A 13154-nucleotide genomic window follows, 5' to 3' on the forward strand; every position below is an offset into this window, starting at 1 on the left:
TCTCGCGCAACGTTAACGCTCGATTAATCCGTCGCAGCAAGTATAAAAAGGGTGGCTTTGGCCGCCCTTTTTTGTGGCCGCTGCCGTTACACTACAGAACTCATGCCCGCCAGGATCTGTCTGAAAACAGGTCGCGCGAGGCGACCCAAATTGTCCAGGAGTAAAGCATGCGTAATCTGATCATCAGCGCCGCTCTCGTCGCTGCCAGCCTGTTCGGCGTGACCGCCCAGGCCGCCGAAGCACCGGCCGCCCCTTACGTCGAGCTGGCCAACCCGGTGCCGGTGGCAGAGCCTGGCAAGATCGAAGTGGTCGAGTTGTTCTGGTACGGCTGCCCGCACTGCTTCGCCTTTGAACCGGTGATCAACCCTTGGGTTGAAAAACTGCCGTCCGACGTCAACTTCGTGCGCATTCCAGCCATGTTTGGCGGCCCGTGGGACGCTCACGGCCAGATGTTCCTGACTCTGGAAGCGATGGGTGTCGAGCACAAGGTTCACGCGGCGGTATTCAACGCGATCCAGAAAGAACACAAGAAGCTGACCGACAAGAACGACATGGCTGACTTCCTCGCCACCCAAGGCGTGGACAAGGACAAGTTCCTCGCCACCTTCGACTCGTTCGCCATCAAAGGCCAGATCGTAAAAGCTCGCGAACTGGCCAAGAAGTATGAAATCACTGGCGTGCCAACCATGATCGTCAACGGCAAGTACCGCTTCGACATCGGCTCTGCCGGTGGCGCCGAGCAAGCGTTGAAACTGGCTGACGACTTGGTCGCCAAAGAGCGAGCGGCCAACAAGGCAGCTGCCAACTAAGCGCGGTCATCGCCATGCGCCGCTGGGGAACCGAACGCATCGTTGGCCTGCATGATCCGCAGGTCAACGAGCATCACCTGGAGTCCACGGGCCTGCCCGCAGACCATCGTCTGCGCTTGCTCAGCTTCAACATCCAGGTCGGCATCAGCACCGAGCGCTATCGACATTACCTGACCCGCAGCTGGCAGCACCTGCTGCCGCACACCGGGCGCTCAGGCAATCTGCAAAAGATCGGCGATCTGCTTGGCGACTTCGATCTGGTCGCCTTGCAGGAAGCCGATGGCGGCAGCCTGCGCTCGGGCTACGTCAATCAGGTCGAACACCTGGCGCACCTCGGCGCCTTCCCCTACTGGTATCAACAACTCAATCGCAACCTCGGCCGACTGGCCCAGCACAGCAATGGCGTGCTCAGTCGCCTGAAGCCGTGGGCGATCGAAGACCATCCGCTGCCCGGCCCGAAAGGTCGCGGCGCCATCCTTCTGCGCTTCGGCGAAGGCCCGGAAGCGCTGGTGGTGGTGATGATGCACCTGGCCCTCGGCGCCCGGGTGCGCAGCCTGCAACTGGCCTACATTCGAGACCTGATCAGTGGCTACAAGCACCAGGTATTGATGGGCGACATGAACACCCATGCCAGCGATCTGCTACAACAGTCACCGTTACGCGATCTCGGCCTGCTGGCCCCGCAGCTGGAAGCGACCTTCCCTAGCTGGCGCCCGCAGCGTTGCCTTGATCATATTCTGCTCAGCCCGACCCTGACCCTGGAAAAGGTCGAAGTGCTGGCGCAACCGATTTCCGATCACCTGCCGGTCGCGGTAGAGATTCGTCTGCCGGGTTCGCTCACGGCCGATGCATTGCCCGCGTTGAGTCCTGCCCCTCGCGGAACCCCTGAATGAGCGACGAAGCCCAGCGCTGGAAAGAAAAGTACCTCAAAAGCATCGAACAACAGGACAAGCTCGAACGTCGCTGGGCCGCCAGGCTCGACTTGCTGCGGCGCGGCCTGGTGCGCAGCACTCTGGCGGCCGAAGGCACCGACAAAGTCGTTGACCAGTGCATGAAAGAGATGCGCGACGTGGTGCGCACCGACGATATGGACGCCGGCCTCGCCGCCCTGCTGCCACGCCTGGAAAAAGCCGTGCTCGACTCCGAGCAGCGCCGCGAAACCCGAATCGATCAGGTCAGCACCGCACTGACCGCACTGGTTAGCCAACTGCAAGCCCTGCCGCTACCTCGGGAAGTCGCGCAACCGCTGAAGAAGTTCGCCAAGCAGCTCGACAGCCGGGTCGGACAGGCGCGGGAGATGCCGCTGCTGCTGAGCGAGCTCAGTGGTTTGCAGGGCAAGGCGTTGAACCAGCTGGAAACGCCCGCAGAACCAGATCGCCCAGGCTTTCTGCAGCGCTTGTTCGGCAGTCGCGACAGTGAAGAGACTCCCGCAACGCAAGAACCGCCGCCGGTAGCGGATCAGCCTCAAGCACCTGTGCCAACGCCACCCGGCGCTGAACATCCGGCGCCCGAACCTGTGCAGGCAGCACTCGTCGAGCCGACTCCGCCCGTACCGAAACAGCCAGCCCCCGTCGCACAAATACCTGAAGCTACGCCTCACCAAGTGCCAGCCGCCCCAGCCGTACCCGCTCAGGCGGAACCGCCCGTGGTTTCTTTCATACCGCCGGTCATTGCGCTCGAGACGGTCACCCAACCTGTGGCCGCCCCCACACTTTCGGGACCCGAGCCGGAAGCCGAACCCGAAGCACCAGCCGCCCCGATCGCACCGCCAGTCACTGCGACTGCGATCAATCCTGACGAGTTGATCCACCCCGGAGATAACCCGGTCCCCACACCTCTGCTCCTCGACAGTCTGCCCCTGCCCGAGCCCATCGCCCAGGCACTGGCCGCCATTGATCCGGAGCAATCCGAGCAGGATATCCTCTACGCCCTGCCTGACTCGCCGGAGCCGTCTTACAGCTCGGTGGCCAAACATATCGAAGACACGCTGATCGGGTTGCTCGACGATCTGACCTTACCCGAGCGCCATCGCCCGCAGGCCGAGGCAATGCGCGATCGGTTGAAAAATGGCCTGAACTGGTACGAACTGCTGCCGATTCTCGACGATCTTGCGACGTTGATGCTGGCAATCACCGACAGCGGCCAGCACGAATTCGAAGCCTATCTGCAACAGCTCAACGAGCGCCTAGAAGCGTTCCAGAGCAATCTGCAGGCCGCCAGCGAGGGCCACGCCGACAACAGCTCGGCGGCCCGGGCGATGGACACGCAGATCCGCGAGCAGGTCGACGGCTTGCAGACCAGCGTGCAGGAAGCGGCTGATCTGGATGACCTCAAGCAAGTGCTGGAGAACCACCTCGAAGGCCTGCTCGGCACCATGGACCAGCACCAGAAGCAACGCGACGCCCGCGAGCAGGAAGTGGCGGCGCGCCTCAAGGGACTGGCCGAGCGTGTGGCGCACATGGAGCAGGAAGCCCTGGGCTTTCGGGAACATCTGGAAGAACAACGCCAGAAAGCCTTGATCGACCCGCTCACCGGTTTGCCCAACCGCGCCGCGTGGAGCGAACGGCTCGAACACGAGATCAAGCAGTGGCAGCAGCATGGCAACACCTTGAGCCTGGCGATGCTCGACCTCGATCACTTCAAGCGGATCAACGACAACTACGGCCATCTGGCCGGCGACAAGGTGTTGAAGATCATCGCCACGGTGTTGCGCAAACGCCTGCGCGGCGCGGATTTCATTGCCCGCTTTGGCGGTGAGGAATTCGTCTTGCTGCTGCCGGCCACCCCCCCTGCCGTAGGCGCCAAACTGCTGGAGACCCTGCGCGCAGCAATCGAAGCCTGCCCATTTCACTTCAAGGGTGAACGGGTGACGATCACCATTTCCATGGGCCTGGCGTCATTCCGTGCGGGAGAACACAGTGATCTGGTGCTCAAAAGAGCCGATCAGGCGCTGTACCGGGCGAAAAATGCCGGACGCAACCGAATCGAGCTGGGCTGAGCAATTGTTCCATTTTGTTTAAATCAGCCCGTTGGCCGTCGATACGCAAGGCAGTACGTTACACTGTTGCATTATTGTCTTGCGTGTACTGCCTTCTGCCATGAAATTTTTTGCCCTCCTCGCGTCGCTGCTCGTCCTGGCCGGTTGTGCCAGCGGCCCGCGTTACGACACCAGCCATCCTTCGGCCAATCACGACAGCCGCGTCCAGTTCGTGATCGTGCACTACACCTCGGCGTCGCTCGCACGTTCGCTGCAATTGCTGACTCACGGCGAAGTCAGCAGCCATTACCTGATCGGCGACGACAAGAGCGGCACCATCTACAAACTGATGGAGGAAAACCAGCGCGCCTGGCACGCCGGAGAAAGCCAATGGCAGGGCCGGACCTGGCTCAACTCCAGCTCGATCGGCATCGAAATCGTCAACCCGGGCTTCAAGGACACGCCGACCGGCCGCTTGTGGTACCCGTACAGCGAAGCGCAGATTCAATCGCTGATCGTGCTGCTCAAGGACATCAGCAAACGCCAGGGCATCAGCCCGCGCCATATCATCGGCCACAGCGACATCGCGCCGCTGCGCAAACTCGACCCAGGCCCATTGTTCCCGTGGAAGCGCCTGGCCGCCGAAGGCCTGGGCGTATGGCCCAATGAACAAGCGGCGGCGCGTCAGCAAGCGCAGTTCGACGCCGAGCTGCCGAGCATCAGTTGGTTCCAGGCGCAACTGGCGCGCGTCGGTTACGACACCCCGCAAACCGGCGAACTGGACGTCGCAACCCGCCACGTACTGGCGGCCTTCCAGATGCACTTCCGCCCTTCGCGCTTCGACGGCACGCCGGATGCGCAAACAGCGGCGTTGTTGCTGGTACTCAACCAGACAAAATAATGACGCCCGCCCGACGGTCAGGGCGAAATCGCAATCAGCAGCTATAACTCATTGGTAATTCTTCGGATATTCCATGATGGTTGCTACCCGAGAGACGCTGCGTAGCTGGTTTTATCGCCCCTGGTTTTTGGCGATGATCGCGGCTGTCCTCAGTGCTGCGCTGTTGATCGCCGGCGGAATGTTCTTCGCCATGCGCCAGATCGAACAAAATGAAAGCCAGGAGATGAACGCTCAGGGCGAGCGTTTTCTGGCCCGCCTCGAACAATTGTTCGGGCAATTGCGCGAAAGTCTCGATGACCTTGAAGCGCAGCCGTTGCGCAGTTGCGATGATGAAATGATCGCCACCCTGCAACAGGTCACCTTCAACTATCGCTTCGTCTATGAGGCGGCCTACATGGACGGCACACGAATCTGCTCCAACCGCCCCCGGCAGGAGGGGCTGTCGGTCGTCCGCGCACCGGACATCAAAGGTCCGACCTACAGCTACTGGCTCAACACCACCACCGAACCCGATGAGAATCGCGCCGCGCTGATGCTCGGGCGCGGCAATTTCCGCGTAGCGACCTCCCGCGGGCATTTGACTGACATGGTCGACCTGCCACCGGACAGCAGCCTGCTGGTCGTGCTGGATCATGGCAAGCGGGCGATTCCGGTGCTCGGAATCGCTCAGGCATGGCCACCCTCCGAAGTCTGGCCGCCGAAGAGTCGTGAAGCCTTGCAAGTCACGCAGTCACGGCTGATCTACCGCATGCCAACCAACAACCCGGAATACCAGTTGGTGCTGATCACCCCGCGCAGCGGCATGCACATTTCGACGGTCTGGTGGTGGATGGTGCCGGTCTGCCTGCTGCTGGGAGCATTTTGCGGGTTCTGCGTGTTTTTACTGGTGCGCCAGCGCCAGTCGCTGGACGCCGAACTTCAGGGCGCAATCCGTCGCGGCGAGCTGCAGGTGCTGTATCAGCCGATCTTCGACCTCGACACCCGCAACTGCGTGGGCGCCGAAGCTCTGCTGCGCTGGCGCCGCCCGGACGGCACGTTGACCAGTCCCGATCTGTTCATTCCGATGGCGGAAAACACCGGACAGATCCGCCAGATGACCGATTTCGTCCTGCAACGGTTGCTGGAACAACTGGGGCCGGTGCTACGCGCCAACCCGCAGTTGTACATCTCGGTCAACCTCGCCGCTTGCGATGTGATGGTGCCGCGCATCGGCCAGGTCATGGCCAAACTGCTGACGCTGCACCGGGTCGCGGCACGGCAGATTGCCTTCGAAGTCACCGAACGCGGGTTGATCGACGTGGTGGTGGCGCGGGAGAACCTGCAAGCCTTGCGCGATGTCGGCCATCAGGTGCTGATCGATGACTTCGGCACCGGCTATTGCAGCCTCGCCTACCTGCAGACGCTACCGGTGGATTGCCTGAAGATCGACAAGGCCTTTATCGACGCGCTCGGCCATGACGCGGCCAGCAGCGGCGTGGCACCGCACATCATTCACATGGCGCAGGCACTGGAGCTGAAGGTGATTGCCGAAGGTATCGAGCACGAAGCGCAAGCCGTGTTTCTCAGCAGTGAAGGCGTGAAATTCGGTCAGGGCTGGCTGTTCGCCCAGGCCCTGAGTGCGGTGCAGTTCATCGAACTGATCACCCGTGGACGGCGCCTTGCCGGCCGTCGACTGGACGACGAAGCCTAGACCGCCAACGCCATGTAGAACTGCGTGCCCTGCCCCGGCCGCGAATAGACGCCCATCCGCCCGCCGTGCAACTGGACGATTTCCTTGCATAGCGCCAACCCGAGCCCGGCGCCGCCCTTCTTGCGCCCGACCTGCACGAACGGCTCGAAGATTCGTCCTTGCTGACCGTAGGCAATGCCTTCGCCATTGTCTTCGACACTGATGATCACCCGCTCGCCATGCCGGCGCGCCTGCAGGCGAATCTGCCCGTCGCGGGCGGTATGGCGCAGGGCGTTGTCGATCAGGTTGTCGAGCACCCGGTCGAGTTGCGTCTGATCGGCCTGCAGGCGCGGCAACGGCCCCTGCACTTCGACGTTCAGGGCAATGCCTTTGCCCGCTGCCGAATCGGCGAAACGCAATTGCGCCTGCTCCAGCAAGTCTTCGATGGAACAGGGCGCCAGCGAGAGTTTCTGCAGACCATTCTGGTAGCGCGAAAAGTTGAGCAGGTCGTTGATCAACTGCATCAAGCGCTGCATTTCTTCGTTGACCGTGTCGAGCAGGTCGGCCTCGCGTGAGTCCGCGGGAAACTTCGCGCGCTCGCGAAACAGGCCGAAGGCCATGTGCATGCCGGTGACCGGCGTGCGCAGCTCATGGGAGGCCCGCAACACGAACTCGCTGCGCACTCGCTCGAAAGCGCGCTGTTCGGTAACGTCGTGCAGCACCATCACCGCGCCGAGGATATGCCCCTGGGTGTGGCTGACCGGGGTCAGGCTGTAAGTCAGCAGGCGCGATTCGCCATCGACTTCGATACTCAAATCTTCCGGAGCACGCTCCAGCGTGCCGCCGCGCAACACCAGTTGCAGCTGAGCGTCGAGTTCCGGGCGCCCAAGCGCCGTCCCCAGGCCTTGGCCGAGGCGATCACTGTCCCAGCCCAGTTGCCGCTGGGCGACCGGATTGAGGTGCTCCAGATGCCCTTCACGGTCGATCATCAGCAAGCCATCGTCGATGCTGTCGAGCACCGCCTGCAAACGCTGCTGACCGGCCAGCAGTTCGTCGACGTTGGTCGCCTGATGCTCACGCAGCGCTTCGGCCATCAGCCCGAAGCGCTTGGTCAGCTGGTTCATTTCCATCGCCGACGAAATCGGCAGGGTCACTTCGAAATTGCCTTGGCCGATGTTGTCCGCCGCTTGCGCCAGCGCCTCGATCGGTGCACCGAAGCGTCGGGCAATCGCATGGGCCGTGACGAAGCCGATGATCAACACGGCCAGCCCCACCAGCCCGAGCAGCCCGGCAATCAACAACGCACGGTCGCGAGCAGCGTGCTGCACCGAGTTGATGTTGTCGAGCGCATGCTTGTGTTCGGCAATCAGGCCGTTGCGCAGCGTATTGAAGCGCTCACGCAAATCGCCGGTACCACTCAAGGCATTGGCCGGGTCACGTACCTGATCGAACGCCTGAAGGAAACTTTGGTAATCGGCCTTGGCCTGACTGAAGCTGTATTGACGACCATCACCGACCTCCTCCTGGGCTATGCCTTGATCGAGCAGCTGTAAATACTGCTGCTTCGAGGCCTCGAACGCAGCGGTATCGGGCTTTTCGGCGAGCATCATGATCAGTTGATCGCCGAGGGTCTGGCGCAGTTTGAGGCCCAGATCAAGGGTGACGAAGTTATTGCGGATCAGCGCTTCCTGAGTCCCGGCCATCTGCATCACGCTGACCAGCCCGAGCAACAGCCCGAGCAAAGCCACCGTGATCAGCGCGGAGATGCTCAGGAACAAGCGGGTGCGCAACTTCATCGCCAGTTTCATCGCCGCGCGCTCACAGGTTGTACTGCTTACGCTTGCGATACAGGGTAGAGGCATCGATGCCCAGGGTCTTGGCTGCTTGATCGAGGGTGCCAGCCGTCGCCAGCACCGCGCCGATATGAGCTTTCTCCAGTTCATCGAGGCTCAGCGCCGCGCCGACCCGTGGTGCGTTGTTTGCCGGTTGTTCGGCCATGCCCAGGTGGCTGATTTCCACGCGTTCCTGCGGGCAGATGATGCTCGCCCGCTCCACCACGTTGCGCAGCTCACGGATGTTGCCCGGCCAGCGATAGCCGAGCAGTGCTTCCCGTGCCTCATCACTGAAGCCGCGGGCCGGACGTGCGTACTCTTTGACGAAACGGGCGAGGAAGCGGTCGGCCAGGGTCAGAATGTCTTCGGCGCGCTCGCGCAGCGGCGGCAGATGCAGGGTGATCACGTTCAGGCGATACAGCAGGTCTTCGCGAAAGCGACCGTCGCGCACCATGTCTTCAAGATTGAGGTTGGTCGCGGCGAGAATGCGCACGTCGGCGCGGCGGGTCACTGGATCCCCTACCCGCTCGTATTCCTTGTCTTGAATGAAGCGCAGCAACTTTGGCTGCAACGTCAGGGGAAAATCGCCGATCTCATCGAGAAAGAGCGTACCGCCGTCCGCCTGATTGACTCGACCCAAGGTGCTTTCGCTGGCCCCGGTAAATGCGCCGCGACTGTGGCCGAACAGCTCGCTTTCCATCAGTTCGGCGGTCAACGACGGGCAGTTGATGGTCACGCAGGATTTCTTCTCGCGCTTGCTCCAGCCGTGAATGGCCCGTGCCAGCTCGCCTTTACCGGTACCGGACTCGCCCAGAATAAGAATGTTGGCGTCGGTGCTCGCGACCTGGCGCGCGGTTTCCAGCACGACTTTCATCGCGGGGCTGTGCGAATCGAGACCGTCCTTGGGTTTGCGGATTTCGCCTTCAAGGGCTTCGAGACGCGCCGAGAGCTGGCGCACTTCCAGTTGCTTGGCGGTGGCCAGACGCAACTGATCGGGGCTGCACGGCTTGACCAGATAGTCGGCCGCGCCGGCCTGGATCGCGTCAACAGCGGTGTCGACGGCGGAGTGCGCGGTGACGATCACCACGCGCATCCACGGTGCCTGGATACGCATCTGCGCCAGCACATCAAGACCATTGTCTTCGCCCAGCCGCAAATCGAGGAAGCACAGGTCGAAGACCTGGCGTTGCAGCAAAGCGTCGGCCTGAGCCGCGCTGTTGGCAGTGGCCACCGTGTAGCCTTCGTCTTCGAGGCAGTAACGGAAGGTACGCAGGATGGCGGACTCGTCGTCCACCAGCAGAATGCGGCCTTGATGCTCAGTGGCGGATTCCATTTTTCCTACGCTCCTTATGTGATTGGTCTTGGTTAGTCCCGGAAAAATCGGGCAAGTTGCATGGTCGATTCTGAACGATGCCGGCCATAGCAGGGTAGCTCTCTCCTGCCATGACAGCCAATCCATTGATTTTGTTGACCTTCTAAACAATCGCCGGGTTGCCGATGTTTGCCTGCGTACTTTTCTGACATCCGAGACCTGCTCTCAATTCAATAAGAATGAAATCTCCTACGAAATAATCGTGCATTACGCACGACCGTAGATGACCCATCGTGCAGGATGCGTCCAAGACGATTTTTAATACATCTATAACTTATTGATTTAATTGGAATTTTTTCAAATAAAAAATTGGCATGCAGGCTGCAATAACTCATTCAGCCCGGGCAGATCCGACTGCCCCAACCGAATAAGAGTGAGGAACCCAGGATGACTCGCCAACGTGCCGCCCAAGTGCGTATCTCGCCACTGCATATCCAGCAAGGTCTGTTTGGCGTACTTGCCCTGTTGATCACCCTGATCGCCTGCCAGCAATACCTGAGCTGGGAGAACAGCCAGAAGCCTGAGCCGCTGATCTCGATTCAACACAGCACGCAGACGCACTTCAGCGCCGTCAGCAGCAGCCAGGCCGAGAGCGCCTCGATGCGCATGATGGATGTCGATCAGGCGCAGCCGCTGGATCAACTGCCACGTGAAGAGCGCTGGGTTTTCTGACGAACCAGTGAATTCGGGCGCGTCGCGCCGGGACACGCAACATCCCTAAATAGAGAAGTAAGGAGAATCACCATGTTGAGCTGGGCAATTACATTCTTGATCATTGCCATCATCGCCGCCGTACTGGGCTTCGGTGGTATCGCGGGCACCGCCACGGGTATCGCCAAGATTCTCTTTGTCGTGTTCCTGGTGATGTTCATCGCTTCCTTCTTCTTTGGCCGTCGCGGCCGAGGTTAACGATGATTGGTTTAAAGACACTGGCAGCCGCCCTGCTTCTGGGCGGTAGTGCCATGGCGATGGCGGCCAATGACGGCCAGGCGCGGGTCAACGAGCTGCTCAGCTCCGACCCGCAATACCGGGAAACCTGGCAAGGCGTGGTGAAGCATGAAGAGCGCCTGCCGGAATGGGTGATGAACCTGTCCGGTACGCCAGATCAGCAGATGAATGCCGTGACTGAAGACGGCAATCAGTATCTGGTGGGGCCGCTCTGCGAATCCGCGGACAAGTGCCTTAACCACCGCTTGATCGTCGCGTTCAGCTTCGACAAGAAAGATGCCTACGCGATGCTCGTCGATGTGCCCGAAGGACTGCCGGCCGACAAGTCGCCCACGCGACATGCCACCTACCGCTTCCTCGGCAAACCGGATCAGGGCATGCAGAACCTGTTGATGGAAACGCTGAAGAAAGATCCGAACTGGTACTGATTCGAACATGAGGGTGGCGCCGCGCTGCCCTTTATTGCGCCCGCCCGAGGAAGGTCGGCGCATGACCAGGGGGCCGGGACGTTCTGACTGTTACAGGGTCGGAGTGACCTACGGGTACAGGGAGTGCCTGCGCAAGGGCCGGGTCAGGGCAAAAGCTGCGACGCAGGTTCGCCGGCCCTCAGCGGTCCGACGGACTTGCGCTGAGCTTTGTGCGCTACAAAACATTGATCTAGAGCGTCCTGCTCATCTTTTTATGGTTCAGACTGCGCGCGAAAACATTTCGCCGTGTTTCATGGCGACCGTATATCGAGAAAGAGTCCTTTTAAACAGTAGGACTTCTAGTCTGCAAATGTAGGCTTTTTCTTATATTTTCTGTCGAAATCACTCGTTCAAAAAATAACCAACCTAGGCTGTAATGGCCGGTTCACGGCACTTATGGCGGCTGAAATGTCGCAATCGAACCGGTTGGGACGCCAGTTTCATTTAAAAAAGCTCATGCCGATTCGGCATAGGGTAGGCGTTTACGGCATTAGACGGCGCAACCTTGCATCGGAATAGTTGCGCCTTTTTTCGCCTGCCGAAGAGCCGTAAACACGCGCTTCGGGGCACCTTATACGGAGGCAGATGCACAGACTTTTCCGCTAATGAGCGTTCCAGTTCCTGCATGTGCCTGAGTCAAACGCAAGTAAGGGTAAAGATAATGAAGAAGGCAAAACTCAGCCTCGCCTGGCAGATCCTCATCGGTCTGGTTTTAGGGATTGCAATTGGTGCGTTGCTCAACCATTTCAGTGCCGAGAAAGCCTGGTGGATCAGCAACGTCCTGCAACCGGCAGGCGATATCTTTATCCGTCTGATCAAGATGATCGTGATCCCGATCGTCATCTCCTCCCTGATCGTCGGCATTGCCGGCGTGGGCGACGCCAAGAAACTCGGGCGTATCGGCCTGAAGACGATCATCTACTTCGAAGTCGTCACCACCATCGCGATCATCGTCGGCCTGCTGCTGGCCAACCTGTTCCACCCGGGCGCCGGCATCGACATGAGCACCCTGGGCACGGTGGATATCTCCAAGTACCAGGCGACCGCCGCCGAAGTACAACATGAACACGCGTTCATCGAGACCATCCTCAACCTGATCCCGTCGAACATCTTCGCGGCCATGGCCCGCGGCGAGATGCTGCCGATCATCTTCTTCTCCGTACTGTTCGGCCTCGGTCTGTCGAGCCTGCAGTCGGACCTGCGCGAGCCGCTGGTGAAGATGTTCCAGGGCGTCTCGGAAAGCATGTTCAAAGTCACCCACATGATCATGAACTACGCCCCGATCGGCGTATTCGCACTGATCGCGGTGACCGTCGCCAACTTCGGTTTCGCTTCGCTGGTGCCGCTGGCCAAGCTGGTGATCCTGGTTTACGTCGCCATTGCCTTCTTCGCCTTCGTGGTACTGGGCCTGATCGCCAAGCTGTTCGGCTTCTCGGTGATCAAGCTGATGCGCATCTTCAAGGATGAGCTGGTCCTGGCCTACTCCACCGCCTCCTCGGAAACCGTGCTGCCACGCGTGATCGAGAAAATGGAAGCCTACGGAGCACCGAAAGCCATCTGCAGCTTCGTGGTGCCGACCGGTTACTCGTTCAACCTCGACGGTTCGACCCTGTATCAGTCCATCGCAGCGATCTTCATTGCCCAGCTGTACGGCATCGACCTGTCGATCAGCCAGCAACTGCTGCTGGTCCTGACCCTGATGGTGACCTCCAAAGGCATCGCCGGTGTACCGGGCGTGTCCTTCGTGGTGCTGCTGGCAACCCTGGGCAGCGTCGGTATCCCGCTGGAAGGCCTGGCGTTCATCGCCGGTGTCGACCGTGTCATGGACATGGCCCGTACCGCACTGAACGTGATCGGCAACGCCCTGGCGGTACTGGTTATCGCGCGCTGGGAAGGCATGTACGACGACGCCAAGGGCCAGCGCTACTGGAACTCCCTGCCGCACTGGCGCAGCAAGGAAAAACTGCCTGCAGGCGAAATTTCCAAGAACTGACACAAACCCTGTAGGAGTGAGCCTGCTCGCGATGGCGGTGTATCAAACAACAGAGATGTTGAATGTGCCGCCCTCATCGCGAGCAGGCTCACACCTACAGTGGACCGAGTTAGCCATACAAACCCCGGAGAAATCCAGGGTTTGTCGTTTCTGGCGACCCCGCTATCATTCGCCGCATCTTCCGGG

At 60.4% G+C, this 13154-nt stretch carries 11 protein-coding genes; 9 read left to right on the top strand and 2 right to left on the bottom strand.

Going from position 1 to position 13154, the window contains the following annotated elements:
• Nucleotides 1-167 precede the first annotated feature (167 nt).
• The 5 genes from PseAD21_RS09575 to PseAD21_RS09595 all read left to right on the top strand — a co-directional run bounded on the left by PseAD21_RS09575 (nucleotide 168) and on the right by PseAD21_RS09595 (nucleotide 6377).
• Nucleotides 168-809, top strand: coding sequence for a thiol:disulfide interchange protein DsbA/DsbL (locus tag PseAD21_RS09575; protein WP_102355468.1), 642 nt, complete (start codon nucleotides 168-170; stop codon nucleotides 807-809).
• 14 nt (nucleotides 810-823) lie between these two features.
• Nucleotides 824-1702, top strand: coding sequence for an endonuclease/exonuclease/phosphatase family protein (locus PseAD21_RS09580; protein WP_025112299.1), 879 nt, complete (start codon nucleotides 824-826; stop codon nucleotides 1700-1702).
• Nucleotides 1699-3807, top strand: a complete 2109-nt coding sequence (locus tag PseAD21_RS09585) for a GGDEF domain-containing protein (protein ID WP_102355469.1) — start codon at nucleotides 1699-1701, stop codon at nucleotides 3805-3807. Before PseAD21_RS09580 ends, PseAD21_RS09585 begins: the two co-directional genes overlap by 4 nt.
• Before the next feature lie 100 nt (nucleotides 3808-3907).
• A complete protein-coding gene (locus tag PseAD21_RS09590) occupies nucleotides 3908-4687 on the top strand; it encodes an N-acetylmuramoyl-L-alanine amidase (RefSeq protein ID WP_102355470.1) in 780 nt (259 codons plus the stop codon).
• A gap of 76 nt (nucleotides 4688-4763) precedes the next feature.
• On the top strand, nucleotides 4764-6377 hold the full coding sequence (locus PseAD21_RS09595; RefSeq protein WP_178082115.1) for an EAL domain-containing protein: 1614 nt from the start codon (nucleotides 4764-4766) through the stop codon (nucleotides 6375-6377).
• Here the strand turns inward: PseAD21_RS09595 and PseAD21_RS09600 are convergent.
• Both PseAD21_RS09600 and algB read right to left on the bottom strand, forming a co-directional pair.
• Nucleotides 6374-8164 carry a KinB sensor domain-containing domain gene (locus tag PseAD21_RS09600; protein ID WP_102355472.1) on the bottom strand — a complete coding sequence of 597 codons (1791 nt, stop codon included), beginning with the start codon at nucleotides 8162-8164 and terminating at the stop codon, nucleotides 6374-6376. The genes PseAD21_RS09595 and PseAD21_RS09600 overlap by 4 nt on opposite strands.
• Nucleotides 8165-8174: 10 nt before the next feature.
• Entirely contained in the window at nucleotides 8175-9521 is a 1347-nt protein-coding gene (gene algB / locus PseAD21_RS09605; RefSeq protein ID WP_025112294.1) for a sigma-54-dependent response regulator transcription factor AlgB, read from the bottom strand.
• A gap of 426 nt (nucleotides 9522-9947) precedes the next feature.
• Between algB and PseAD21_RS09610 the strand changes: the two genes are divergently transcribed.
• From PseAD21_RS09610 to gltP, 4 genes are all read left to right on the top strand, one after another.
• Nucleotides 9948-10232, top strand: coding sequence for a hypothetical protein (locus tag PseAD21_RS09610; protein WP_102355473.1), 285 nt, complete (start codon nucleotides 9948-9950; stop codon nucleotides 10230-10232).
• 72 nt (nucleotides 10233-10304) lie between these two features.
• Nucleotides 10305-10469 (top strand): DUF1328 domain-containing protein, encoded by a 165-nt coding sequence (locus tag PseAD21_RS09615; RefSeq protein WP_003177151.1) that lies wholly within the window; start codon nucleotides 10305-10307, stop codon nucleotides 10467-10469.
• Between the two features lie 2 nt (nucleotides 10470-10471).
• Nucleotides 10472-10936: an inhibitor of vertebrate lysozyme family protein gene (locus PseAD21_RS09620; protein ID WP_102355474.1), complete on the top strand. Its 465-nt coding sequence runs from the start codon at nucleotides 10472-10474 to the stop codon at nucleotides 10934-10936.
• A gap of 700 nt (nucleotides 10937-11636) precedes the next feature.
• Nucleotides 11637-12968, top strand: a complete 1332-nt coding sequence (gene gltP, locus PseAD21_RS09625) for a glutamate/aspartate:proton symporter GltP (protein WP_102355475.1) — start codon at nucleotides 11637-11639, stop codon at nucleotides 12966-12968.
• Nucleotides 12969-13154 lie beyond the last annotated feature (186 nt).

The organism is Pseudomonas sp. AD21, assembly GCF_002878485.1.
Lineage (GTDB): Bacteria > Pseudomonadota > Gammaproteobacteria > Pseudomonadales > Pseudomonadaceae > Aquipseudomonas.

Coding starts and splice junctions, on each gene's coding strand:
- PseAD21_RS09575 (WP_102355468.1), top strand. CDS start 168: ATGCGTAATCTGATCATCAGCGCCGCTCTCGTCGCTGCCAGCCTGTTC.
- PseAD21_RS09580 (WP_025112299.1), top strand. CDS start 824: ATGCGCCGCTGGGGAACCGAACGCATCGTTGGCCTGCATGATCCGCAG.
- PseAD21_RS09585 (WP_102355469.1), top strand. CDS start 1,699: ATGAGCGACGAAGCCCAGCGCTGGAAAGAAAAGTACCTCAAAAGCATC.
- PseAD21_RS09590 (WP_102355470.1), top strand. CDS start 3,908: ATGAAATTTTTTGCCCTCCTCGCGTCGCTGCTCGTCCTGGCCGGTTGT.
- PseAD21_RS09595 (WP_178082115.1), top strand. CDS start 4,764: ATGGTTGCTACCCGAGAGACGCTGCGTAGCTGGTTTTATCGCCCCTGG.
- PseAD21_RS09600 (WP_102355472.1), bottom strand. CDS start 8,164: ATGAAACTGGCGATGAAGTTGCGCACCCGCTTGTTCCTGAGCATCTCC.
- algB (WP_025112294.1), bottom strand. CDS start 9,521: ATGGAATCCGCCACTGAGCATCAAGGCCGCATTCTGCTGGTGGACGAC.
- PseAD21_RS09610 (WP_102355473.1), top strand. CDS start 9,948: ATGACTCGCCAACGTGCCGCCCAAGTGCGTATCTCGCCACTGCATATC.
- PseAD21_RS09615 (WP_003177151.1), top strand. CDS start 10,305: ATGTTGAGCTGGGCAATTACATTCTTGATCATTGCCATCATCGCCGCC.
- PseAD21_RS09620 (WP_102355474.1), top strand. CDS start 10,472: ATGATTGGTTTAAAGACACTGGCAGCCGCCCTGCTTCTGGGCGGTAGT.
- gltP (WP_102355475.1), top strand. CDS start 11,637: ATGAAGAAGGCAAAACTCAGCCTCGCCTGGCAGATCCTCATCGGTCTG.